Annotated in this window: 21 protein-coding genes; 20 read left to right on the forward strand and 1 reads right to left on the reverse strand. The window is 69.2% G+C overall.

The window, feature by feature from the left end; genetic code table 11:
- Positions 1–172 precede the first annotated feature (172 nt).
- The 14 genes from R1Z03_RS02445 to nudB all read left to right on the forward strand — a co-directional run bounded on the left by R1Z03_RS02445 (position 173) and on the right by nudB (position 17925).
- Positions 173–4087 carry an FAD/FMN-binding oxidoreductase gene (locus tag R1Z03_RS02445; protein WP_317356564.1) on the forward strand — a complete coding sequence of 1305 codons (3915 nt, stop codon included), beginning with the start codon at positions 173–175 and terminating at the stop codon, positions 4085–4087.
- Complete coding sequence (locus tag R1Z03_RS02450; protein ID WP_317356567.1) at positions 4087–4545, forward strand: HIT family protein; 459 nt, start codon at positions 4087–4089, stop codon at positions 4543–4545. The genes R1Z03_RS02445 and R1Z03_RS02450 overlap by 1 nt, the downstream gene beginning before the upstream one ends.
- A gap of 124 nt (positions 4546–4669) precedes the next feature.
- The gene (locus R1Z03_RS02455) at positions 4670–5104 is read left to right on the forward strand and encodes a DUF971 domain-containing protein (protein ID WP_272565478.1); all 435 of its coding nucleotides are present in this window, start codon (positions 4670–4672) and stop codon (positions 5102–5104) included.
- 111 nt (positions 5105–5215) lie between these two features.
- On the forward strand, positions 5216–5947 hold the full coding sequence (gene ubiE / locus R1Z03_RS02460; RefSeq protein WP_284405490.1) for a bifunctional demethylmenaquinone methyltransferase/2-methoxy-6-polyprenyl-1,4-benzoquinol methylase UbiE: 732 nt from the start codon (positions 5216–5218) through the stop codon (positions 5945–5947).
- Between the two features lie 53 nt (positions 5948–6000).
- A complete protein-coding gene (locus tag R1Z03_RS02465; protein ID WP_317356572.1) occupies positions 6001–7026 on the forward strand; it encodes a Tim44-like domain-containing protein in 1026 nt (341 codons plus the stop codon).
- A 75-nt stretch (positions 7027–7101) separates the two neighbouring features.
- The gene (locus R1Z03_RS02470) at positions 7102–7668 is read left to right on the forward strand and encodes a hypothetical protein (RefSeq protein WP_272565475.1); all 567 of its coding nucleotides are present in this window, start codon (positions 7102–7104) and stop codon (positions 7666–7668) included.
- A complete protein-coding gene (gene ubiB / locus R1Z03_RS02475) occupies positions 7665–9230 on the forward strand; it encodes a ubiquinone biosynthesis regulatory protein kinase UbiB (RefSeq protein ID WP_284405492.1) in 1566 nt (521 codons plus the stop codon). Before R1Z03_RS02470 ends, ubiB begins: the two co-directional genes overlap by 4 nt.
- A gap of 61 nt (positions 9231–9291) precedes the next feature.
- Positions 9292–10743, forward strand: a complete 1452-nt coding sequence (locus R1Z03_RS02480; protein WP_284408230.1) for a sodium:solute symporter family protein — start codon at positions 9292–9294, stop codon at positions 10741–10743.
- Between the two features lie 62 nt (positions 10744–10805).
- Entirely contained in the window at positions 10806–11129 is a 324-nt protein-coding gene (locus R1Z03_RS02485) for an FmdB family zinc ribbon protein (protein ID WP_284408231.1), read from the forward strand.
- Between the two features lie 10 nt (positions 11130–11139).
- Positions 11140–11760: a DUF502 domain-containing protein gene (locus R1Z03_RS02490; RefSeq protein WP_272565470.1), complete on the forward strand. Its 621-nt coding sequence runs from the start codon at positions 11140–11142 to the stop codon at positions 11758–11760.
- 77 nt (positions 11761–11837) lie between these two features.
- A complete protein-coding gene (gene aspS, locus R1Z03_RS02495; protein WP_317356580.1) occupies positions 11838–13652 on the forward strand; it encodes an aspartate--tRNA ligase in 1815 nt (604 codons plus the stop codon).
- Between the two features lie 104 nt (positions 13653–13756).
- Entirely contained in the window at positions 13757–14578 is an 822-nt protein-coding gene (locus R1Z03_RS02500; protein ID WP_317356582.1) for a CsgG/HfaB family protein, read from the forward strand.
- Between the two features lie 225 nt (positions 14579–14803).
- The gene (locus R1Z03_RS02505; protein ID WP_317356584.1) at positions 14804–17458 is read left to right on the forward strand and encodes a chemotaxis protein CheW; all 2655 of its coding nucleotides are present in this window, start codon (positions 14804–14806) and stop codon (positions 17456–17458) included.
- Between the two features lie 5 nt (positions 17459–17463).
- Positions 17464–17925: a dihydroneopterin triphosphate diphosphatase gene (gene nudB, locus R1Z03_RS02510; protein ID WP_317356586.1), complete on the forward strand. Its 462-nt coding sequence runs from the start codon at positions 17464–17466 to the stop codon at positions 17923–17925.
- 20 nt (positions 17926–17945) lie between these two features.
- Here nudB and R1Z03_RS02515 read toward each other — a convergent pair whose 3' ends face one another.
- The gene (locus tag R1Z03_RS02515) at positions 17946–19685 is read right to left on the reverse strand and encodes a response regulator (protein ID WP_284405499.1); all 1740 of its coding nucleotides are present in this window, start codon (positions 19683–19685) and stop codon (positions 17946–17948) included.
- 130 nt (positions 19686–19815) lie between these two features.
- Here R1Z03_RS02515 and R1Z03_RS02520 point away from each other — a divergent pair, with 130 nt between their 5' ends.
- The 6 genes from R1Z03_RS02520 to R1Z03_RS02545 all read left to right on the forward strand — a co-directional run bounded on the left by R1Z03_RS02520 (position 19816) and on the right by R1Z03_RS02545 (position 24913).
- Positions 19816–20556 carry an endonuclease/exonuclease/phosphatase family protein gene (locus R1Z03_RS02520; protein ID WP_284405500.1) on the forward strand — a complete coding sequence of 247 codons (741 nt, stop codon included), beginning with the start codon at positions 19816–19818 and terminating at the stop codon, positions 20554–20556.
- A 20-nt stretch (positions 20557–20576) separates the two neighbouring features.
- Positions 20577–21797, forward strand: coding sequence for a cardiolipin synthase ClsB (gene clsB / locus R1Z03_RS02525; protein WP_284405501.1), 1221 nt, complete (start codon positions 20577–20579; stop codon positions 21795–21797).
- Between the two features lie 120 nt (positions 21798–21917).
- Complete coding sequence (folE, locus tag R1Z03_RS02530; protein ID WP_272565459.1) at positions 21918–22643, forward strand: GTP cyclohydrolase I; 726 nt, start codon at positions 21918–21920, stop codon at positions 22641–22643.
- A 1-nt stretch (position 22644) separates the two neighbouring features.
- Entirely contained in the window at positions 22645–23067 is a 423-nt protein-coding gene (locus R1Z03_RS02535) for a BLUF domain-containing protein (protein ID WP_272565458.1), read from the forward strand.
- 100 nt (positions 23068–23167) lie between these two features.
- Positions 23168–24049: a DMT family transporter gene (locus R1Z03_RS02540; protein ID WP_284405502.1), complete on the forward strand. Its 882-nt coding sequence runs from the start codon at positions 23168–23170 to the stop codon at positions 24047–24049.
- 3 nt (positions 24050–24052) lie between these two features.
- Positions 24053–24913: a DUF429 domain-containing protein gene (locus tag R1Z03_RS02545; RefSeq protein WP_317356595.1), complete on the forward strand. Its 861-nt coding sequence runs from the start codon at positions 24053–24055 to the stop codon at positions 24911–24913.
- The last annotated feature ends 60 nt before the right edge of the window (positions 24914–24973 follow it).

Here is a 24973-nt window from a genome sequence, read left to right on the forward strand (position 1 = left end):
CAGCACAATAAAAACGCCGGCATGATGCTATAGAAATAGTAGCAACCGGGGTGCGGTCGTTGCCGCGCCGGCTGGCGGGGCCGTCCCGGCCCCCGGGACCGCCCGGAGGCTGGCATAAAATCGCGGCCCCGAGGCACAGGGGCGCCCCACGCGCCCGACCCAGGTTGACCCCATGAACGTTCCCATAGCGCTGGCTGCCCTGCAGGCGCAGGCCGCCGAGCCCGCCCGCCTGCGAGAGATTCCCTACAACTACACCTCGTTTTCCGACCGGGAAATCGTCATCCGCCTGCTCGGGTCTCCGTCCTGGGACGTGCTCGACCAGCTGCGCCGCGAGCGCCGCACCGGCCGCTCGGCCCGCATGCTCTATGAAGTGCTGGGCGACATCTGGGTGGTGCAGCGCAACCCCTATTTGCAGGACGACCTGCTGGACAACCCCGACCGCCGCAAGCTGCTGGTCGAAGCGCTGGAGCACCGCCTGGCCGAGATCGGCAAGCGCCGCACGCCGGCCGACGACTCCGGCCGCGACCAGCTCGTGGGCCAATTGGTGGACGCCGCCCGCCGCGCCATCGCCGAGTTCGACGCCACCTTCATCGAGGCGGCGCAACTGCGCCGCCAGGTGCAAAAGCGCCTGGGCCGCCACACGGCCAAGGACAACATCAAGTTCGACGGCCTCTCGCGCGTGTCCCACGTGACCGACGCGACTGACTGGCGCGTCGAATACCCGTTCGTGGTGCTCACCCCCGACACCGAGGCCGAGATGGCCGCGCTGGTCAAGGCCTGCATCGACCTGGAGATGACCATCATCCCGCGCGGCGGCGGCACCGGCTACACCGGCGGCGCCATTCCGCTCACCTGGCGCAGCGTGGTCATCAACACCGAGAAGCTCGAAGCCATGACCGAGGTGGAAATGCGCCGCCTCCCGGGCATGGACCGCGAGGTCGCCACGGTGTGGACCGAGGCCGGCGTGGTCACCCAGCGCGTGGCCGATGCGGCCGAGCGCGCGGGCTACGTGTTCGCCGTGGACCCGACCAGCGCCGAGGCCTCTTGCATCGGCGGCAACATCGCCATGAACGCCGGCGGCAAGAAGGCCGTGCTGTGGGGCACGGCGCTCGACAACCTCGCCAGCTGGCGCATGGTGACGCCCGACGCCCAGTGGCTGGAGGTGACCCGTGTGAACCACAACATGGGCAAGATCCACGACGCCGAGGTGGCCAGCTTCGAGCTGCAGTACTTCGAGGCCGACGGCAGGACGCCGATCCGCACCGAACGCCTGGACATCCCCGGCAAGACCTTCCGCAAGGAGGGCCTGGGCAAGGACGTGACCGACAAGTTCCTGTCGGGCCTGCCCGGTATTCAGAAAGAGGGCTGCGACGGCCTCATCACCAGCGCGCGCTGGGTGGTGCACCGCATGCCCGAGCACACGCGCACCGTGTGCCTGGAGTTCTTCGGCAACGCCAAGGATGCGGTGCCCAGCATCGTGGAGATCAAGGACTTCATGTTCGCCGAGCAGCAGCGCAGCGGCGTGCTGCTGGCAGGCCTGGAACACCTGGACGACCGCTACCTGAAGGCCGTGGGCTACGCCACCAAGAGCAAGCGGCACGGCGGCGGCCTGCCGAAGATGGTGCTGTTCGGCGACATCGCGGGCGACAACGCCGACGATGTGGCGCGCGTGACCAGCGAGGTCGTGCGGCTGGCCAATTCGCGCTCGGGCGAGGGCTTCGTCGCCATCAGCCCCGAGGCGCGCAAGAAGTTCTGGCTGGACCGCAAGCGCACGGCCGCCATCAGCCGCCACACCAACGCCTTCAAGATCAACGAAGACGTGGTGATCCCTCTGCCGCGCATGGCCGAGTACACCGACGGCATCGAGCGCATCAACATCGAGCTGTCGCTGCGCAACAAGATCGCGCTGTGCGATGCGCTGGAAGACTTCTTCCTGCGCGGCAACCTGCCGCTGGGCCGCCAGGACGACGCGCACGAGATCCCGTCGGCCGAGCTGCTGGAAGACCGCGTGGGCCAGGCCGTGGCGCTGGTGGGCGAGGTGCGCGCGCTGTGGACCGGATGGCTGCGCGACGTGGAGCCGCTCTTCGCCCAGCTGCAGGACCACACGCTGCGCGCCAGCTGGAAGACCCAGCTGCGCGAGCCGCTGGCCAAGATCTTCGCCGGCGCCGCCTTCCAGCCCATCATGGACGAGGCCCAGGCCATCCACCAGCGCGTGCTCAAGGGCCGCGTGTGGGTGGCGCTGCACATGCATGCCGGTGACGGCAACGTGCACACCAACATCCCGGTCAACAGCGACGACTACCGCATGCTGCAGACGGCCCATGAGGCCGTGGCGCGCATCATGGTGCTGGCCCGCCAGCTCGACGGCGTGATCTCGGGCGAGCACGGCATCGGCATCACCAAGCTGGAGTTTTTGACCGACGACGAGCTGCGGCCGTTCGCCGACTACAAGCAGCGCGTGGACCCCGAAGGGCGCTTCAACAAAGGCAAACTGCTACGAAATCAGGAGCGTGGTGCCCTAGTGGATATTGCCCGGGAGCCCGGTTCGGCCCGCAACTCGCTGATGTTCGCCGACCTGACCAACGCCTACACGCCGAGCTTCGGCCTGATGGGGCACGAGTCGCTGATCATGCAGCAGAGCGACATCGGCGCCATCGCCGATTCGGTCAAGGACTGCCTGCGCTGCGGCAAGTGCAAGCCCGTGTGCGCCACCCACGTGCCGCGCGCCAGCCTGCTGTACAGCCCGCGCAACAAGATCCTCGCCACCTCGCTGCTGGTCGAGGCCTTCCTGTACGAGGAGCAGACGCGCCGGGGCGTGTCGATCAAGCACTGGCAGGAGTTCGAGGACGTGGCCGACCACTGCACCGTGTGCCACAAGTGCTACACGCCGTGCCCGGTCAAGATCGACTTCGGCGACGTGACCATGAACATGCGCAACCTGCTGCGCAAGATGGGCAAGAAGACCTTCCGCCCGGGCAACGCGCTGGCCATGACCATGCTCAACGCCACCAACCCCGACACCATCAAGCTGATGCGCAGCGCCATGGTCGGCGTGGGCTTCAAGGCCCAGCGCATCGCCGTGGACCTGCTGCGCAAGGTGGGCCGCCGCCAGACCGCGCGGCCGCCGGCCACGGTGGGCACCGCGCCGGTCAAGGAGCAGGTGATCCACTTCATCAACAAGAAGCTGCCCGGCGGCCTGCCCAAGAAGACGGCGCGCGCGCTGCTGGACATCGAGAACAAGGACTACGTGCCCATCATCCGCAACCCGGCCACGACCACGGCCGAGACGGAGGCGGTGTTCTACTTTCCCGGCTGCGGCTCCGAGCGCCTGTTCAGCCAGGTGGGCCTGGCCACGCAGGCCATGCTGTGGCATGCGGGCGTGCAGACCGTGCTGCCGCCGGGCTACCTGTGCTGCGGCTACCCGCAGCGCGGCAGCGGCCAGTTCGAGAAGGCCGAAAAGATGATCACCGACAACCGGGTGCTCTTTCACCGCGTGGCCAACACGCTCAACTACCTCGACATCAAGACCGTGGTGGTGAGCTGCGGCACCTGCTACGACCAGCTGCAGGGCTACGACTTCGGCAAGATCTTCCCGGGCAGCCGCATCATCGACATCCACGAATATCTGCTGGAAAAGGGCGTGACCCTGCAGGGCAAGGGCGCCTACCTGTACCACGAGCCCTGCCACAACCCCATGAAGCTGCAGGACTCGGTCAAGACCGTGAAGGCGCTGGTGGGGCCGCAGGTGCTCAAGAGCGAGCGCTGCTGCGGCGAGTCCGGCACGCTGGGCGTGACGCGGCCCGACATCTCCACGCAGGTGCGCTTTCGCAAGGAAGAGGAAATCAGGAAGGGCGAGGCCGCGCTGCGGGCCAGCGGCGCAGCGGGCGCGCAGGACAACGTGAAGATCCTCACCAGCTGCCCCAGCTGCCTGCAGGGCCTGAACCGCTACCAGGACGACCTGAACAACGGCCTGCTGGAGGCCGACTACATCGTCGTCGAGATGGCGCGCGAGATCCTGGGCGACCAATGGATGCCCGAATACGTGCAGCGCGCCAACGCGGGCGGCATCGAGCGGGTGCTGGTCTGATGGCGGCCACGGCGCCTGCTGCGGCCACCGTACCCGGTTGCCCGCTGTGCGATGGCGACGGCGGCGCACTGGTCTGGCGCGGCCCGAAGCTGCGCGTGATCCGCGCGCAGGAGCCCGGCTTTCCGGCCTTCTACCGCGTGGTGTGGAACGCGCACGCGGCGGAGTTCACCGACCTGGACGCGGGCGACCGCCTGCACTGCATGGAGGCCGTGGCGGCGGTGGAGACCGCGCTGCGCGCCGATGTGCAGCCTGACAAGATCAACCTGGCCGCGCTCGGCAACATGGTGCCGCACCTGCACTGGCACGTGATCGCGCGCTTTGCCTGGGACAGCCATTTCCCCGGCGCCGTGTGGGCCACGCCGCAGCGCGACCGCGCGCCCGAGCGCGAGGCCGAGGTGGCCGCCCGCCTGGCCGCGGCCGAGGCGGCGATGGCCGCGCGGCTGGCGCAACTGGCCTGACGCCCAGGCGCGTGAGCCCGCGCAGGGCGCGCTGACGGCCCGGCCAGGGCGCGGTGGGACAATCGCGCTCCGGCTCCATCGGGCCGCCCGCAGCGGGCACAACGCAAACGCACAGAGGATTTCCATGGCAGGTTTGAAAGCCGGCGCACCCACGCCGCAGTCGATCACGGTGCACGAGGCATCCCGCGTGCTGGAGGTGGTGTTCTCGGACGGTGCGGCCTTCCGCATCCCGTTCGAGCTGATGCGCGTGTACTCGCCCTCCGCCGAGGTGCAGGGCCACGGCCCGGGCCAGGAGGTGCTGCAGACCGGGCAGCGCCACGTCACGCTCGCGGGGCTGGAGCCGGTGGGGAACTACGCGGTCAAGCCCACGTTCTCCGACGGCCACGACACGGGCATCTTCTCGTGGGATTACCTCTACGAACTCGGCCAGCGCCAGGACGCGCTGTGGGCCGACTACCTGCGCCGGCTGGACGAGGCCGGCGCCGATCGCGACACGCCGATGCCGCCCCGGCGCGGCGGTGGCGGCCATTCGCACGGTTCTGGCGGCTGCGCGCACTGACGGCGGCGGGCCCGCTCGGCGCGCGCCGCAGCGTCCAAATTGCGACAGATGCCCCATGCAGGTGCGGGGTTGTCGCTGTACGAGCGGGGCCCGCGCCCCTAGCATCGCGGAATGAGCACCACGCATTTCGGATTCCAGTCGGTCGATGAAGCGGAAAAGGCGCGCCGCGTGCGCGGCGTTTTCGACTCCGTCGCATCGAAGTACGACGTCATGAACGACCTCATGTCCGGTGGCCTGCACCGCGCATGGAAGGCCTACACGGTCATGGTCGCCAACCTGCGCGAGGGCCACCGCGTGCTCGACATCGCGGGCGGCACGGGCGATCTGGCGAAGGCCTTCGCCAAAAAGGTCGGCGCATCGGGCGAGGTGGTGCACACCGACATCAACGAAGCCATGCTGCGCGTGGGGCGCGACCGCCTCATCGATGCCGGCGTGGTGCTGCCCACGCTGGTCTGCGACGCCGAGAAGCTGCCCTTTCCCGATGGCCACTTCGACGTGGTGAGCGTGGCCTTCGGCCTGCGCAACATGACGCACAAGGACCAGGCCCTTGCCGAGATGTGCCGCGTGCTCAAGCCGCGCGGCCGCCTGCTCGTGCTGGAGTTCTCCAAGGTGGCCAAGCCGCTGGAGAAGGCCTACGACTGGTATTCCTTCAAGGTGCTGCCCCAACTGGGCCGGATGGTGGCCGGCGACGACGCGAGCTACCGCTACCTCGCCGAGTCGATCCGCATGCATCCGGGGCAGGAAGAACTCAAAACCCTCATGCAGAAAAATGGCTTTGGGCATGTGGACTATCACAACATGACGGGGGGAATCGTTGCTTTGCATGTTGGAATCAAGTGCTGAGCCGCCTTGCGTTTTCGTTCGCAGCCGGCACCTATCTATAAATTGGAGATGACATGATGAAACTGTGGTCCGTGGCGCTGGTCGCCATGTTGTTGGTGGTGCATGCCGATGCGGATGCGCGCCGCATGGGCGGCGGCAAGTCCGTTGGCAAGCAGTCGAGCAATGTGACGCAGCGCGAGTCGGCTTCGCCTCCTCCCGCTGCGCCCGGCGCACCGGCTCAGAACGTCAACAGCGCGGCGGCCGCCAAGCCCGCCGCCGCACCGGCGGCCGCTCCCGCGGCGGCCGCCAAGAAGCCCTGGGGCGCGATGCTCGGCGGCCTGGCCGCGGGCCTGGGCCTGGCCTGGCTGGCCCACTCGCTCGGCCTGGGCGCGGGCTTCGGCCAGTTCCTGCTGATCGCGCTGCTGGCGCTGGGGGCCTTCGCCGTGTTCCGCATGTTCATGCGGTCGCGCAAGCCCGCCGAAGGCGGTGGCGCGGGCAATTCGCCCTTCGCCTTCCAGGGCGCCGGCGGCGGTGCCGCTTCACCGGCCGAGGCGCAGATGCCCCGCCAGTACAGCCCGCAGAACGTGGGCAACGATGCCTCCGCGCGGCCCTTCGAGCGCAGCAGCATGGCCTTCGACGCCTCGCGCCAGAGCGGCGGTGGCTCCGGCGTGGTGATCGGCTCGGCGCTGGCCGGCTCGCAGAACTGGGGCGTGCCCGAGGGCTTCGACACCGAAGGCTTCCTGACCGCGGCCAAGCGCAACTTCATCACGCTGCAAGGCGCCTGGGACCGTTCCGACATCGCCGCGCTCCGTTCGATGATGACGGACAGCATGGTGGAGGAGATCCGCACCCAGCTGAGCGAGCGCGAGTCGCTGCGCGGCGCCAGCCAGCCCAACCACACCGACGTGGTCATGCTGGAGGCACAGTTGCTGGGCATCGAGGACCTGGGCGATGGCTACATGGCCAGCGTGGAGTTCTCCGGCATGATCCGCGAGGAACTCTCGGCCGGCCCGAGCCCGTTCCGCGAGGTGTGGAACATGACCAAGCCCAAGAGCGGCGGCAGCGGCTGGCTGGTGGCCGGGGTGCAGGCCCTGCAGTAACCGGCCGCAATGGCGCGGCGGGCGCGGGGGTAAAGCCCTCGGTGCCGCGCCCAGTTCGGGGAATAATCGGGGACTATGGCAACACAGTCCCCTTTTTCATTCCTGGATGGGCTTTTCGAGCGCATCGCCGCAGGCCCGCAGCCACCGCAGTGGCTGGTGCACGAGGTGCAGCACCGCCTGGTGCTGTTCCTCAACCACGTGCTCATGCAGGAGCCCGAGGCCATGGACCGCCTCGTGCGCCAGAAGGGGCGCGTGGCGCGGGTGCAGTGGCGGGTCTATTCCATGGCCCTGCAGATCACCCCGGCCGGGCTGCTCGACCTGGCGCCCGAGGGCCAGGTGCCGGACCTGCGCCTGGAGGTGATCGAAACCTCCCCCCTGTCGCTGGCCCAGACCGCGCTGCGCGGTGACAAGCCCGGCATCCGCATCGAAGGCGACGTGCAGCTGGCCGCCGACATCAACTGGCTGGTGGACCACGTGCGCTGGGACGTCGAGGAAGACCTGGCCCGCGTGATCGGCGATGCGCCGGCCCATGCCATCGGCTCGGCGGCCCGCCGCGCCGCGCAGGCGCTGCGCCAGTTCGTCGGCGCACGCCGGGCGTCCTCCGCCGGCGAGGCCGGCGGTACCGACCGATTCGCACCATGAGTCGTTTCCTTCGCGGCGTCACCATCGTCTGGGTGGTGCTGCGCTATGGGCTGGACGAGCTGGTCCTGACGAGCTTCCAGAAGCCCTGGCTGCGCCTGGTGGCGCGCATCGTGTCGATCGGCCGCAATCTGGACGCCCCGCGCGGACAGCGCCTGCGCGAGGCGCTGGAGCGGCTGGGCCCGATCTTCGTGAAGTTCGGCCAGGTGCTCTCCACCCGGCGCGACCTGATGCCGCCCGACATCGCCGACGAGCTGGCGCACCTGCAGGACCGTGTGCCGCCCTTCGATCCCGACGTGGCAGTGGCCACCATCGAGCGCGCCTTCCGCCGCCCGCTGGCTGAGGTGTTCGTGTCGTTCGACCGGGTGCCGATCGCCAGCGCGTCCATCGCCCAGGTGCACTTCGCGGTCGTGCGCGACCGCAAGGGTGTCGAGCGCGAGGTGGCCGTCAAGGTGCTGCGCCCGGGCATGCTGCCCGTGATCGAGAACGACCTGGGCCTGATGCGCCTGATGGCCGGTTGGGTGGAGAGCCTGTCGGCCGACGGCAAGCGGCTCAAGCCCCGCCAGGTGGTGGCCGAATTCGACAACTACCTGCACGACGAGCTGGACCTGGTGCGCGAGGCCGCCAATGCCGCGCAGCTGCGCCGCAACATGCAGGGGCTCGAACTGGTGCTGATCCCCGAGATCCTCTGGGACTTCTGCCACGCCGAGGTGCTGGTGATGGAGCGCATGAAGGGCGTGCCCATCAACCAGATCGAACGCCTTCGTGCCGCGGGGGTGGACATCCCCAAGCTGGCGCGCGACGGGGTCACGATCTTCTTCACCCAGGTGTTCCGCGACGGCTTCTTCCACGCCGACATGCACCCGGGCAACATCCAGGTGAGCCTGGAGCCCGAAACCTTTGGGCGCTACATCTCGCTGGACTTCGGCATCGTCGGCACGCTGACCGAGTTCGACAAGGAATACCTCGCGCAGAACTTCACGGCGTTCTTCCGCCGCGACTACAAGCGCGTGGCGGAGCTGCACATCGAAAGCGGCTGGGTGCCGGCCCACACGCGCGTGAACGAGCTGGAGGCGGCCATCCGCACCGTGTGCGAGCCGTACTTCGACCGCCCCCTCAAGGAGATCTCGCTCGGCATGGTGCTGATGCGGCTGTTCCAGACCTCGCGGCGCTTCCATGTGGAGATCCAGCCGCAGCTGGTGCTGCTGCAAAAGACGCTGCTCAACATCGAGGGCCTGGGACGCCAGCTCGACCCCGACCTGGACCTGTGGAGCACCGCCAAGCCGTTCCTCGAAAAGTGGATGCTCGACCAGATGGGACCGCAGCGCCTGTGGCGCGAGCTGCGCGCCGAGGCGCCGCGCTTTGCCAAGATGCTGCCCGAGCTGCCGCGCCTGCTGCACGGCTACCTGCGCGAGCGGCCGCACGACCACCGGCGCGAGCTGCTGGAACTGCTGGCCGCGCAAAAACGCACCAACCGCCTGCTGCAGAGCCTGATCTACGGTGGCATGGGATTTGTATTGGGGCTGCTGGCGATGCAGCTGCTGATCCGCGTGCGGCTCTTCTAGCCTTTTTCCGACCCCTCCCTTTCCCCTTACCCCTCCCTACGCGACATACGAGGAGCATGCCGTGCTGTTGACCCTGGTCATTGTCTATCTGCTGATCACCATCGCCATCGGCCTGCTCGCAGCGCGGCGGGTGAAGAACTCGGCGGACTTCGCCATCGCCGGGCGGCACCTGCCGCTGTACATGATCGTGACGACCACGTTCGCCACGTGGTTCGGCTCCGAGACGGTGCTGGGCATTCCGGCCAAGTTCATCGAGGGCGGGCTGGGCAACGTGGTGGAAGACCCGTTCGGCGCGGGCTTCTGCCTGATCCTCGTGGGGCTGTTCTTCGCGGCGCGCCTGTACCGCATGACGCTGCTGACCATCAGCGACTACTACCGCGAGCGCTACGGCCGCGCGGTCGAGATCGTGTGCTCGCTCATCATCATGCTGAGCTACCTGGGCTGGGTGTCGGCGCAGGTGACGGCGCTGGGCCTGGTGTTCAACCTGCTGTCCGGCGGTGCCATCAGCATTCCGATGGGCATGACCATCGGGGTGATCTCCATCCTGGCCTACACGCTGTTCGGCGGCATGTGGTCGGTGGCGGTGACGGACTTCATCCAGATGATCATCCTGGTGGGCGGGCTCACGATCATCGCCGTCTTCGCCGGCAACATGGCCGGCGGGGCGGACAAGGTGATCGAGCTGGCCAGCAGCCGCGACCTGTTCCGCTTCCTGCCCGAGCCCAAGCTGCACGACATTCTGTTCTTCATCGCGGCGGGCATCACGATGATGTTCGGCTCCATTCCGCAGCAGGACGTGTTCCAGCGCGTCATGTCGGCCAACAACATCCGGGCGGCCACGCGCGGCCCGGTGATCGGCGGCATCTGCTACATCCTGTTCGCCTTCGTGCCCATGTTCCTGGTGGCCAGCGCGCTCATCATCATGCCGACCGAAACGGCCGAACTGCTCAAGGACGACCCGCAGAAGGTGCTCCCCACGCTGGTGCTGCAGAAGATGCCGTTCATCATGCAGGTGTTCTTCTTTGGTGCGCTGCTGTCCGCCCTCAAGTCCACGGCCTCGGCCACGCTGCTGGCGCCCAGCGTCACGTTCACCGAGAACATCTGGCGCCAGTTCCGCCCGAACGGCACCGACAGCGACCGCCTGCGCACCATGCGCATCAGCACGCTGGTGTTCAGCGCCCTGGTGCTGGCCTATTCGATCCACATGCAGGGCACGTCGATCTATGAACTGGTGTCGGGCGCCTACCAGGTGCCGCTGGTGGGGGCCTTCGTGCCTCTGGTCTTCGGCCTGTACTGGAAGCGCGCGACGACCCAGGGCGCCATCCTGGCCATCATCGCGGGCCTGTCGTCGTGGCTGCTGTTCCTGGCCACGCCGGCCGGCGCCGTGTTCCCGGCCCAGCTGGCGGGCGTGCTGGCCGCCACGGCGGGCATGCTGATCGGTTCGCTGGCGCCGCAGGGGCTGCGCAACGTGCATGCATCGCACCACCCGGTGGCAGGGGTGGAGCAGGCGTGAAGGGGGTTGGGACGCGGTGCCTATAATTGAAGGTTTTGCACTTTCCATCGCACACGCTCAAGATGCCTATCTATGCTTATAAATGCGGTTCCTGTGGCCACGCCAAGGATGTGCTGCAAAAAATCTCGGACGCCCCCCTCACGGTGTGTCCGGCCTGCGGGGCCGAGGCCTTCACCAAGCAGGTGACGGCGGCCGGCTTCCAGCTCAAGGGCTCGGGCTGGTACGTGACCGATTTCCGGGGCGGCAACAGCGGTGCGGGCGGCTCCAAGCCCGACGCCACGGCCCCCGCCGCCGCATCGCCTGCCAGCGACAGCGCCCCCAAGAAGGAATCCGCCAGCCCGGCGCCCGCGCCGGCCGCCAGCAGTTCCGACACCAAGAAGAACTGAACGGCCCCGGATGTCCGCTTTGCGCAAATGGCTGTTCACCGGCCTTCTGGTCATCGTTCCCGGCGTCATCACGGCCTGGGTGCTGAACTGGATCGTGAGCACGCTCGACCAGACCCTGCAGATCCTGCCCGGCTCCTGGCAGCCCGACAAGCTGCTGGGCTTTCACATTCCCGGCTTCGGGGTGCTTCTCACCCTGGGCATCCTGCTCGCGGTCGGCGCGCTCACCAGCAACTTCGCGGGGCGCAAGCTGGTGGAGTGGGGCGATGCCCTGGTGAGCCGCATCCCGGTGGTGCGCTCGATCTACTCCAGCGTCAAGCAGGTGTCGGACACGCTCTTTTCCGAGGGCGGCAACGCCTTTCGCACCGCCGTGCTGGTGCAGTGGCCGCGCGAGGGCGTGTGGACGGTGGCGTTCATCACCGGCACGCCGAGCGGTGAAGTGGCGGCCTACCTGCGCGATGAATACGTGAGCGTCTATGTTCCCACCACCCCCAACCCGACGGGCGGTTACTTCGTGATCCTGCGCAAGAGCGATTGCATCGAGCTCGAAATGAGCGTCGATGCGGCACTCAAGTACATCGTCTCCATGGGGGTGGTCGCACCCCCGGATCTCACGCCGCCCGATTCCCGATAACACCTCGTCGCATGCCCGCTTGCCGCGGGCGTGCGGAAACCTTGTCGCGCTCCACGAGGGCGCAGGAAGACTCTCCAATGGCCATGCGTTCCCACTACTGCGGTCTCGTCACCGAAGCCCTCCTGGGCCAAACCGTCACCCTCGCGGGCTGGGTGAACCGCCGCCGCGACCATGGCGGCGTGATCTTCATCGACCTGCGCGACCGCGAAGGCTACGTGCAGGTGGTGTGCGACCCCGACCGCGCCGAGATGTTCAAGACGGCCGAAGGCGTGCGCAACGAGTTCTGCGTGCAGGTCAAGGGCCTGGTGCGCGCGCGCCCCGAGGGCACGACCAACGACAGCCTCAAGAGCGGCAAGATCGAGGTGCTGTGCCATGAGCTGAACGTGCTCAACCCCTCGGTCACGCCCCCCTTCCAGATCGACGAGGAAAACCTGTCGGAAACCACGCGCCTCACGCACCGCGTGCTGGACCTGCGCCGCCCGTACATGCAGAACAACCTGATGCTGCGCTACCGCGTGTCGATGGAGGTGCGCAAGTTCCTCGACGCCAACGGCTTCGTGGACATCGAAACCCCCATGCTCACCAAGAGCACGCCCGAAGGCGCGCGCGATTACCTGGTGCCCAGCCGCGTGCACGACGGCCAGTTCTTCGCGCTGCCGCAGTCGCCCCAGCTGTTCAAGCAGCTCTTGATGGTGGCTGGCTTCGACCGCTACTACCAGATCACCAAGTGCTTTCGCGACGAAGACCTGCGCGCTGACCGCCAGCCCGAGTTCACCCAGATCGATATCGAAACGTCGTTCATGGAAGAGCAGGACATCCGCGACATGTTCCAGGGCATGATCAAGACGGTGTTCCAGAACACGCTGGGCGTGGACCTGGGCGAGTTCCCGGTCATGACGTACCAGGACGCGGCCTACCGTTACGGCTCCGACAAGCCCGACCTGCGCGTGAAGCTCGAATTCACCGAGCTGACCGAGGTGATGAAGGACGTGGATTTCAAGGTGTTCTCGGGCGCTGCCAACATGAAGGGCGGCCGCGTGGTGGCTCTGCGCGTACCCGGCGGCGCGCGCGAGACCGGCGGCCTCTCGCGCGGCGAGATCGACGGCTACACCGAGTTCGTGAAGATCTACGGCGCCAAGGGCCTGGCCTACATCAAGGTCAACGAGCTGGCCAAGGGTCGCGACGGTCTGCAGTCGCCCATCGTCAAGAACATCCATGACGCGGCCATCGCCGAGATCCTCAAGCGCACCGACGCACAGGACGGCGACCTGCTGTTCTTCGGCGCCGACAAGGAAAAGGTCGTCAACGACGCCATCGGCGCGCTGCGCATCAAGATCGGCCACAGCGAGTTCGGCAAGAAGAACGGCCTGTTCGAGGACCGCTGGGCGCCTCTGTGGGTGGTGGACTTCCCGATGTTCGAGTTCGACGAGGACTCCCAGCGCTACACCGCCGTGCACCATCCCTTCACCGCGCCCAAGGACGGCCACGAGGACTGGATGGTCACCGCACCCGAAAAGTGCATCTCCAAGGGCTACGACATGGTGCTCAATGGCTGGGAGATGGGCGGCGGCTCCGTCCGTATCCACCGCGCCGACGTGCAGCAGAAGGTGTTCGACGCCCTCAAGATCACGCCCGAGGAAGCGCAGCAGAAGTTCGGCTTCCTGCTGGACGCCCTGCAGTACGGCGCGCCACCGCACGGCGGCCTGGCCTTCGGCCTGGACCGCATCGTCACGCTGATGACGGGCGCCGAGTCGATCCGCGACGTGATCGCCTTCCCCAAGACGCAGCGTGCGCAGTGCCTGCTGACGCAGGCGCCGAGCCCGGTGGACGAAAAGCAGCTGCGCGAGCTGCACATCCGCCTGCGCAACCCCGACGCCGTCAAGGCGGCCTGATCCGTCCAGGCGCACGGCCGATCCCCCGGGACCGCTGAAGCGATGGACCCCCAAGCGGCAGGAGCGTCATGTTCCTGCCGCTTTTTTCATTGAAGGACGCGTTGATGCAAACCCGCAAAGTGACCCGGCTCTCCGTGGCCCTGCTGGCCCTGGTGGCTGCGCTGGCCGGCTGTGGCGAGAAGAAGACCGAGCTGGGGCAGGGCGGCTCCGTCGTCACCGGCTCGGCCGGCCCGGAAGGGGCGCGCAACGCCGCGCGCGAACTGGTGCGCTGCGACGCGCCCGTGGCCACGCTGGCGCTGGCCGAGAACCCGAACGGCTACATCATGGGGTCGGGCTACCAGTTGCCGGCCTCGCCCGTGCCGCTGATCAAGCTGCTGGCGCAGCAAAGCGGCTGCTTTCGCGTGGTGGACCGTTCCGCCGGCCTGCGGGGCACGGTGCAGGAGCAGGACCTGAAGGACGCGGGCGTTCTGCGCAAGAACTCCACGGTGCAAAAGGGCCGGGGCTACGAGGCGCAGTACACGCTCACGCCCAGCCTCACGTTCAGCGAGCAGGACGCGGGCCGCGGGCTGTCCGGCGTCATCGCCATGATTCCGGTGCTGCGCGACATCGCGGGCCTGGCCGGCCTGGTGGAGCAGGTCAAGTTCAAGGAAGCGCAGACGGCCCTGCTGCTGTCCGACAACGAGACCACCGAGCAGGTGGCGGCCTCCACCGGCGCGGCGCGGTCCACCGACCTGGGCGTGGGCGGGCTGGTGTTCGGCAAGCTGGGCGGGGCGGCCGGCGCGGGCTGGAGCAATACCAACGAGGGCAAGGTGATTGCCGCGGCTTTCCTGGATGCGCACAACCAGCTCGTCACGCAGGTTCGCGCGCTGCAGGCCAAGGAAATGCCGCCGCCCGTGGCCACGGCACGCCAATCCTCGGGACGCTGACGCGCCGGGCGCAGCGAATCGGGGGGCACCGGGTCGCCCGAGTGGGTGATGGGGCCGGGAAGGCGGAACAGGGTGCGGGGGTGTGGCACGCATTGTGCTGCTGTCTTCGGCCCCGTCGTGCAGGCCCTGCCTGGATGGCAGAGGGCAAACCCCATGCCGATGGCATGCGGTTTGCGCCATGCATGCATCACAATCTGGGCCATCGCCCAGGCAAAAGGACTTCCTGTGTCTCACGCGTCTCCCTTTCTGGCCACCCCCGAGCAATGGTTACGGTACATGCCGGCGGCGCAGCACCAGCGACAGGAATTGAGACTGGTCGAGAACGCATGGGACCACCTGTCCTTGCTGTCATCCCTGTCGCTGCTGTCGTCCAAGGCCTCCTCCGGCCATGATCTGGCGCAGGCCCGCAGGGACTTCGCCGCGCTGTCGGCCGACCTGATGCGCGGTCTGGCCGGCGAGGCGCTCAAGAACCGGATCAGCGATCTCGCCTCGCGCGCCCAGGTCTGCATCGATGTGCTGGTGCGCAACCTCTTCGAGCGCACGGCCGACATCGGCTTTTTCGCCACCGACGTGGGCGTGGCCGAATTCCTGGGACATCCCGACCCCGGCACCCGCCCCGCCATCGCCGCCCGGCTGCGCGAGTACGCCGACAAGTACACGGTCTACGGCAACATCTTCCTGTTCGATACCGCTGGCCGGCCGTGCGCCCAGTTGCATGCGGTGGAGCCGATCGCCTCCGAGGCGCAGCGGCAGGCTGACCAGGCGTTTCTGCTGTCGGTGCTGCAAAGCCATGCGCCCTATGCCGAGCACTACGCGGTGCACGGTTTCAGCGGCGAGGCTGGCAAGACGCTCATGTACGCCCGGCGCGTGGATTTCGAGGGGCATGCGGCGGGTGTGCTGTGTCTGCAGTTCAAGCTGGCCGACGAAATGCCGGCCATCTTCGCCTCGGTGCAGGACGGCGGTCGCCCGCAGGGCCAGGGCTGCGACGCCGTGCTCGCGCTCACGGACGGCCAGGGCCGCGTGCTGGTGTCCAGCGACCCGCTGCAGCTGCCGGCCGGCTGGCCGGTGCCGCAGGCCGCGGCCGCCGGTGTGCAACCGATCCACCATGCGAGCCGGCGCTACCTGATGGTCGTGCGCGACGCCGAGGGTTTCCAGGGTTATGCCGGGCCGGGCTGGCGCGGCGTGGCGCTGCTTCCCCTGGACGTGGCCTTCGACGAAGCGGCCCAGAGCGATGCCGACGCTTTTCCCGTCGAACTGGCAGGCCACGCCGATGTGCTGTCGCAGGAACTGCGCGATATTCCGGCGCGCTCGGCCACCATCCAGTCGGCGCTGGAGCGCTCGGTGTGGAACGGCCTGCTGGACCTGCACCAGCTCGGTGGCGACGCGGCGGCGCCCCGCGAGCTGCAATTCGCCAAGACCTTGCTGTCCGAGATTGGCGCCACCGCCCGCAAGACGGCGCTGGCCTTCGCCAGCGCCCTGCAGGACCTGTACGGCGTGGTCATGCGTTCGCTGCTGAGCGATGCCCGGGGCCGCGCGTCGCTGGCGATGCAGATCCTGGACCGCAACCTGTACGAGCGGGCCAACGACTGCCGCTGGTGGGCGTTGACGCCGCAATTCGCCCGCACCCTGGAGGCCGGCACGCCGGGCTGCGAACAGGCCACCGCGGTGCTGCAGGGCATCAACCGGCTCTACACCGTGTACGCCTGCCTGGTGCTGTTCGACCGCGAGGGCCGCGTGGTGGCCGTCTCCCAGCCCGGCCAGGCGCGGCAGGTGGGCACGTCACTGGACGAGGAATGGGTCGGCCGCTGCCTGCGCCTGCAGGGCAGCCAGGGTTACGTGGTGAGCCGCTACGCGCCGAGCCGGTTCTACGGCCAGGGCCCGACCTTCGTCTATGCCGCAGCGGTGCGGGGCGAAGCACGCGGCGAGGGCAACGGCCGCGGCACCCCGGGACCGCTGCTGGGCGGCATTGCGATCGTCTGGGATGCGGCCGAGCAGCTGTCGTCCATCCTGGCCGACTGCGCGGTGGGTGCGGGCGGGCGCGACGTCCTGGCGTTCGTCGATGCGCAGGGCGCGGTGGTCTGTGCCACGGGCAGCGAGGCGCAGGCGGCGCTGCCCGCCTGGACGGCCGGCCGCACCGAGCCCCGCATGGCGGTCCTGGGCCGCCACCTGTACGCCACGGGGTTCGCGCGGGGCCAGGGCTACCGCGAGTTCCGCGCGCAGGACGGCTACGACCACGGCCTGGGCTGCGCGGTGCTGCGCCACGTGTGCGAGCACCAGGCCGCCGCGGCGCTGGCGCCCGCGCTGGCGACATTGCCCGGCGCGCGCATCGAGGCCGCGCAGGGTTTGCAACTGGCATCGTTTCGCATGGGCGCGCAGTGGTTCGGGCTGGAGGCCGCCTCGGTGGTGGAGGCCGCACCCGACGTGACCGTGCTGCACGCGGGTGGCCTGCGCGCGCCGTTCCTCGGCCTGGCGCAGATCGGCCACCGCGTGTGCCCGGTGGTGGACCTGCGCAGCGTGATCGCCGCGCCGGCAGGCCAGGCGCATGCGCCGGCCCCGCGCGAGGGCGACCCCAACCGCCAGATCGTGGTGGTGCGCGCGACCCTGGACGACGGGCGCCTGCAGGAGTTCGCGCTGCGGGTGGATGCGCTCGGCGCCATCCTCGAACTGGACCGCCGCACGCTGCAGCCGGTGGGCGTGGGAGCGGTCGCCGGAGCGGCGCCCTTGATCGATGCCGTGGTGCCGGTCGCCACCGCGGGCGAGCCGGCCGGCCGGGCCATGCTCTGCCGCATCTCGCCGCAGTGGCTGCAGCAGTGCGCGGCCGGTGCGCTGGCGGACGCGCCCCGGCAGGACCTGCAGTCCTTGCTCGCCGCGGCGGCCTGATCCCGTTGCCGGGCGCGTTCAAGATCCCCGAGTCGGTGCTGGTGGTGGTCCACACCCCGGCGCTGGATGTGTTGCTGATCCACCGGGCGGGCGGTGGCGACCACTGGCAGTCGGTCACCGGCAGCAAGGACTGGCCCGAGGAGCCCTTCGAGGAGGCGGCGGTGCGCGAAGTGCGCGAGGAAACCGGCATCGATGCCCGCGCCCCCGGCTGCGTGCTGACCGACTGGGCGCTGGAAAACGTCTACGACATCTGGCCGCAGTGGCTGCATCGCTACGCGCCGGGCGTGGTGCGCAACCGCGAGCGGCTGTTCGGCCTGTGCGTGCCCCAGGGCACGCCGGTGGTGCTGAGCCCGCGCGAGCATGTGGCGTGGCGCTGGCTGCCTTGGCGCGATGCGGCGCTGGCCTGCTTTTCGCCCTCCAATGCCGAGGCGTGCCTGATGCTGCCCCGGTTCACGCCGCCCGCCTGACCGCGGCCTCCTGGCCAGCGCTACATCGGCCGCAGGCGCAGCACCGCAGCGAGATCGGCCGGTTCGGGCAGTGGCGAGGCGGGTGACGAAGGCGAGGCGGGCGTGGCGGCGGGCGTGCTGGCGGCGCTGGACGTGCGCAGCACCAGCTCGCCCGGCTTTCTTTCGGTGGCCTGGCCCAGCACGGCGCGCGGCGTGGTTGGGCCGCAGCGCGAGCGCAGGGCATCGATGGCCGCTTGCCGCGCGGCAGCGTCGTCGATGCGGGCGGCGTGCCGGGTCAGCATCTGCTGCGCCAGGTCCAGCAGCTTGGTGTTGAGCGTGGTGCCGGCCGCTTCGAGCAACTGCGCCACCGCGCCGCCGGGATCGCCCGACAGGCTGAGCGCCACCGCGTTCTCGGCGGCCTTGTTGATCTGGGGCAGGCAGCCGCGCACGATGTCCGAGTAGTCGGGGTGGACCAGGCAGGCATTGGCCATCAGCTCGCACAGGCCGCGCGTGTTGGCGTAGCGCATGCCGATGGCGGTGACCCACGCCGGTCCCTCCTGCAGGTCGATCGAGGTGGCCGCCAGCACGGCCAGCAGGCTGCTCAGGTTGCAGGCGGCTTCGTAGTCGAAATCGCCGATGCCGATCTCGCGCGCCATGGAGCGCACCCCCGCCACGGCCTGGGCGAACTGGCGCTGCTGGATCTGCTGCAGCGCCGCCACGATTTCGCTGAAGCGCTGCACGCGGCGGCTGTCGCCATGGCGCTCCAGGATGCGCACGAAGTCGGCCATGCAGCGCTCCAGGCCCTTGCGGTCGTTGCCCGCGAAGTGCGCGAAGGCCAGCAGCACCAGCGACTGGTAGTCGAACAGCTTGGAGTCGATTCCCAGCACCGCGGCGCGCGACAGGGCCTTGGCCGCCGTTTCGCGGTCGCCCATGTAGTGGGCCATCATGCCGAGCTTTTGCAGCCGCACCACCGAGTCCGGCGTGAGGCCGCTGGCCGTGCGGTAGGTGGCCATGGCGTCCTCGAAATGGCCCATCTCGACTTGCGCGCGCCCCAGCACGTCATACGCGTCGGCGAACGAGGCGTCCTCCCCGATCAGGCCCTGCAAGGTGGTGATGGCCCGCGGCGCCTGGCCGGACTCGATCTGCGCCCGCGCCACCCCCAGTTTGGCCCAGGGCAGGGCGCGCGCCTCGATCACCGCCTCGAACAGGGTGCGGGCCTCGTCGTGCCGCGCCAGGCGCAGCAGCAGTTCGGTGCCGATGCGCGCGGCATACAGCCAGTAGGGCTTGCGCGCCTCGAAGCGCTCCACGCACAGCTGCGCGGCGGCCTCGAAGTCTTCCCGCCCGATGGCATCGAAGATCGGGCGCAGGTGGGTCTTGCGCAGGCGCGCCAGGCCCAGCCGCTCGAACAGCGCGCTGGGCGTGAAGGGCTTGAGCAGGTAGCCGTCCAGCGCGGATTCCGCCGCCTCAGCCACGGCGGCGTAGGAGGCCTCGGCGGTGACCATGAAGAACACGGTGGAAAACGGCAGCATCTGGGCGCGCCGCAGGTCGTCCAGCAGTGTCTGGCCGGACTGCCCTGATTCGGCGAAATACTGCTCGCACAGCACGTAGTCGAACACGGTGTGCTCCAGCCGGCTGCGCGCGTCCTGCACCCTGCTGCACTGCACCACGCGGTGGATGCCGTACTCGCGCAGCTGCGCCACCAGGATGCTGCGCGAGGTCGCGTTGCTGTCGATCACCAGCGCCTGGGATTCCGTGGAGTCTGGTTCTTTGGCGGTGGCCATGGCGGTGCGGCGCGCGTCCCGTTGAGCAAAGAGCACAGTGTAGGCCGCGCGGCGCGGGCCCGAGGGTGGAAAAAAGCCCCTTCCCGCAGGCTGACACCGGAACGACGCGCGCCTGCGACACAATCGCGCCATGGACCCCTCCGACATCCTGCGCGTTGCCACCTACAACATCCACAAGGGAGTACAGGGCCTGGGCCCAGCCCGCCGCCTGGAGATCCACAACCTGGGCCATGCCGTCGAGCAGCTCGACGCCGACATCGTCTGCCTGCAGGAGGTGCGCAAGATGCACCGCCGCGAGCAGCAGTACTTCCAGCGCTGGCCGGACATGCCCCAGGCCGAGTTCCTGGCGCCCGAGGGCTACGAGGCGGTGTACCGCACCAACGCCGTCACCCGCCATGGCGAGCACGGCAATGCGCTGCTGTCGCGTTGGCCGGTGATCGGGCACCGGCACGAGGACATCTCCGACCACCGCTTCGAGCAGCGCGGCCTGCTGCATGTCGAGGTCGAGATCCACGGCCGCCGCGTGCATGCCATCGTGGTGCACCTGGGCCTGATCCCCGGCAGCCGCGTGCGCCAGGTGGCGCAGTTGCAGCGTTTCATCGCCCGCGAGGTGCCGCCGGACGAGCCGCTGGTGGTGGCCGGCGATTTCAACGACTGGGGCCTGCAGGTCAAGCGCGCGCTGGCGGCCTGCGGGCTGTACGAGTACGAGGAGGCGCCCCGCACCTTCACCTACCCGGCGCGCCTGCCCATGGTGCAGCTAGACCACGTGTACGTGCGCGGGCTCACGCCGCTCGGCCTGCACGTGCCGCGCGGGCGCATCTGGTGGCGCATGTCGGACCACCTGCCGCTCATCGCCGAGTTCCGCCTGTGAGCCGCGGGGGGCTTTGAGCCATGTCGCATGCCGCCGTCCTCGGCGCGGACCACCGCGTCCGCTTGCTGCAGGGGTCCGAGGAACTGTTCGCGGCCCTCGTGGCCGACATGGACGCCGCCACGTCCGACATCCAGTTCGAGACCTACATCTTCGACTGCACCGGCACCGGCGCCGCCATTGCCGAGGCGCTGGTGCGCGCGGCCGAACGCGGCGTGCGCGTGCACCTGGTGGTGGACGGCGTGGGCACCGGCTCGCTGCCCGGCCCGTGGCCCGAGCGCTTCCAGGCCGCGGGCGTGCAGATGCAGGTGTATTCGCCGGTCGGCACGCTGGGCCTGCTGCTGCCGCACCGCTGGCGCCGGCTGCACCGCAAGCTGTGCGTGGTGGACGGCTGCGTGCTGTTTTGCGGCGGCATCAACGTGCTGGACGACCTGCACGACCCCAATCACGGCGTGCTGGAAGCCCCGCGCTTTGATTTCGCGGTGCGTGCCGAGGGCCGGCTGGTGGAGCAGGCCGACGAGGCCATGCAGCACGTGTGGTGGCGGCTCAAGGCGGTGCGCGACGCGCGCCGCCACCGCCTGGCCGATGCGCTGCGCGACCTGCGCGCGGCCGCCCGGGCCCGGCGCGCGCAGGAGGACGCGGACGACGCGGGCCCCCGCATGCGGGCCGCGCTGGTGCTGCGCGACAACCTGCGCAACCGCAGCCGCATCGAGCGCGCCTACCGCCGCGCCATCGCCAACGCGCGGCACGAGATCATCATCGCCAACGCCTACTTCGTGCCCGGCGGCAAGCTGCGCCGCGCGCTGGTGCTGGCCGCGCGCCGCGGCGTGCGCGTGCGCCTGCTGCTGCAGGGGCGCTACGAATACTTCATGCAGTACCACGCGGCCCGGCCCGTGTACGGCGCGCTGCTCAAGGCCGGCGTGGAGATCCACGAGTATTCGCCCAGCTTCCTGCACGCCAAGGTGGCGGTGGTCGATGCGCTGGGCGAACACCCCTGGGCCACCGTGGGCTCGTCCAACCTGGACCCGCTGTCGCTGCTGCTGGCGCGCGAGGCCAACGTGGTGATCGAGGACGCGGGCTTCGCCGCCGACCTGCGCGAACGCCTGGTGCACGCCATGGAGCATGCCGGCCAGCGCATGGACCCGCGCGCCTATGCCGAGCGCCCCTGGCGCCAGCGCGCGCTGGACCGCATCGCCTTCGCCATCATGCGCGCCGCGCTCTGGGTGACCGGCAACCGCTACTGAGCCGGTGCGGCTTGGGTTAGATGCTATTATTTTTATAGCTATACGCCCTAGAGGAATATGCGCTGGGGGCCAAAAACACTCGGCAAGCCGGGGCGGGCATTCGCTGGTACGATGCCGCCCATGTTCAGACAACTCGCCGCCGAATCGAACGACGCGCCGCCCGAAGAGGGCACGCCCGTTTCCGTCAAAATCCGCGAACGGCTGGCCGCGGCACGCAAGCGCTTCAATGCGAACGACAACATTGCCGAGTTCATCGAGCCTGGCGAGCTGGAACTGCTGCTCGACGAGGTCGAGGCCAAGATGCAGGGCGTGCTCGACAGCCTGGTCATCGACACGGCGACCGACCACAACACCCAGAACACCGCGCGGCGCGTGGCCAAGATGTACCTCAACGAGGTCTTCAAGGGCCGCTACGCGCAGCAGCCGGCCATCACCGAGTTCCCCAACGCCGAGCACCTGAACGAGTTGATGATCGTCGGCCCGATCACCGTGCGCAGCGCCTGCAGCCACCACTTCTGCCCCGTGATGGGCAAGATCTGGATCGGCGTGCTGCCCAACGAGCACACCAACGTCATCGGCCTGTCCAAATACGCGCGGCTGGTGGACTGGGTCATGGGCCGCCCCCAGATCCAGGAAGAGGCCGTGGTGCAGCTGGCCGACCTCATCATGGAAAAGACCCAGCCCGACGGCCTGGCCATCGTGATGGAGGCCAGCCACTTCTGCATGTCCTGGCGCGGCGTGCGCGAGATGGACAGCAAGATGCTCAACTCCGTCATGCGCGGCGTGTTCCTCAAGGACCCGGCCCTGCGCCGCGAATTCCTCTCGCTCATTCCCGGAAGGAACTGACATGCTCGTCCGACTGCTTTACGCCAGCCGCGCCGTGGACACCTCGCCCGACGCCATCGAAGCCATCCTCAGCCAGTCGCGCCAGCACAACCCCACCTGCGGCATCACCGGCGTGCTCTGCTACGGCGGGGGCGTGTTCCTGCAGGCGATCGAGGGCGGCCGCTCCGCGGTGAGCGCCCTGTACGGCCACATCCAGAAGGACCCGCGGCACAAGGACGTGGAGCTGCTGCACTTCGAGGAGATCCACGAGCGCCGCTTCGGCGGCTGGACCATGGGCCAGGTCAACCTGACCCGGATCAACCATTCCATCTTGCTCAAATACTCCGAAAAGCCCGAGCTGGACCCGTACTCGGTGTCGGGCCGCGTGTCATTCGCGCTGCTGGAAGAACTGATGGCCACCGCGTCCATCATCGGCCGCGCCTAGGCGGGCCTGCCTCCCCCGTCCCCCACCCGTCCTCCGAGGCCGCAGGCGCCATGCGCTGCGGCCTTCTGCATTCAGGCTTCCTCTCCCCCGTTTCACCACCGTGACCTTCAACGCCTTCGCCCTCATCCTGCTGGCCGGGCTCATCCACGCATGCTGGAACATCGCGGCCAAGAAAGCGGGCGGCGATTCGCGCTTTGCCTTCTTCACCTCGGTGCTGATGATGCTGGGCTGGGCGCCGCTGGGCTGGTGGCTCGGGCGCGATGCCGTGCCCGAATGGGGCGCCAGGGAATGGGGCTTCGTCGTGGCCAGCGGGCTGCTGCACGTGGCGTACTACGTCATCTTGCTGCGCGGCTACCGCCAGGCCGACCTGACCGTGGTGTACCCGCTCGCGCGCGGCTCGGGGCCGCTGATGTCGTCGCTCGTCGCCATCACGTTCCTGGGCGAGCAGATCTCGCTGCTCGGGGGGCTGGGCATCGCGGGCGTGGTGGGCGGGGTGTTCCTCATCGCCGGCGGCCCCGCGCTGCTGCGCGCCGCGCACGACCCGGCCGCGCGGCAGCGGGTGCATGCGGGCATCCGCTACGGCGTGCTCACCGGCGCGTTCATCGCCAGCTACACGGTGGTGGACGGCTACGCGGTGAAGGTGCTGCGCATGTCGCCCATCCTCGTGGACTACATGGGCAACTTCGTGCGGGTGGCGGTGCTCGCGCCCGTGGTGCTGCGCGACCTGCCGGCCGCGCGCGTGCTCTGGCGCGTGCAGTGGCGCTTCGCCCTGCTGGTGGCGGCGGTGAGCCCGGTGGCCTACGTGCTGGTGCTGTACGCCATGCAGGAAGCCCCGCTGTCGCACGTGGCGCCGGCGCGCGAGGTGTCGATGCTGTTCGCCGCTCTCATCGGCGGCCACCTGCTGGGCGAGGGCGATCGGGCCGCGCGCATCGCGGGCGCGGTGCTGATCGCGGCGGGGGTCACCGCCCTGGCGCTGGGGTAGGGCATGGATGCGGGTGACAGCGCCGTGCCGCCGCTGCCGATGCTGATCGGCTGCGATTTCTCCAGCAGCCCCAGCCGGCGCAAACCCATCGTGGTCGCCAGCGGGCAACTGGCCGGCGCGCGCGTGGTGCTGTCGGGGCTGGAGACCTTCGACACCCTGGCCGGCTTCGGCCGCTGGCTGGCCGAGCCGCGCACCTGGGTGGGCGGGTTCGACCTGCCGTTCGGCCTGCCGCGCGAGCTGCTGGCGCACCTGGGCTGGCCGCTCACCTGGCACGCGAGCATGCAGCACTACCGGGGCCTGAGCCGCGCGCAGATCCGCGACACCTTCGCGGCATTCTGCGATGCGCGCCTGGCGGGGGCCAAGTTCGCCCACCGCGCCGCCGATGGGCCGGCGGGCTCCAGCCCGTCGATGAAGTGGGTCAACCCGCCCGTCGCCTACATGCTGCACGCGGGCGTGCCGCTGCTGCTCGATGCCGGCGTGCACCTGCCCGGCCTGCATGCGGGCGATCCGGCCCGCGTGGCGCTGGAGGCCTACCCCGGCCTGTTGGCGCGCGAGATCCTGGCCCGGCGCAGCTACAAGAGCGACGACCGCGCCAAGCAGACGCCCGACCGCCTCATCGCCCGCAAGGACCTGGTCACGGCGCTGGAGAACGGCGCCACCCGGCTGGGGCTGCGGCTCAAGCTCACGCACGCGCAGCGCGATGCGCTGGTGGACGACGCCAGCGGCGACCGCCTGGACGCCGTGCTGTGCCTGGTGCAGGCCGCCTGGGCGGAGCAGCGCCACCGGCAGGGCGATGCGCTGTACGGCCTGCCGCCGGGGCTGGACCCGCTGGAGGGCTGGATCGTCTCGGCGCCCGTGGATTGAGGCCCGGGCCCTCACAATGGCAACGGGGCGGCGCCGCAGGCTGCGACCCGTCCATGCTCA

The organism is Acidovorax sp. BLS4 (assembly GCF_032929295.1).
Lineage (GTDB): Bacteria > Pseudomonadota > Gammaproteobacteria > Burkholderiales > Burkholderiaceae_C > Paracidovorax.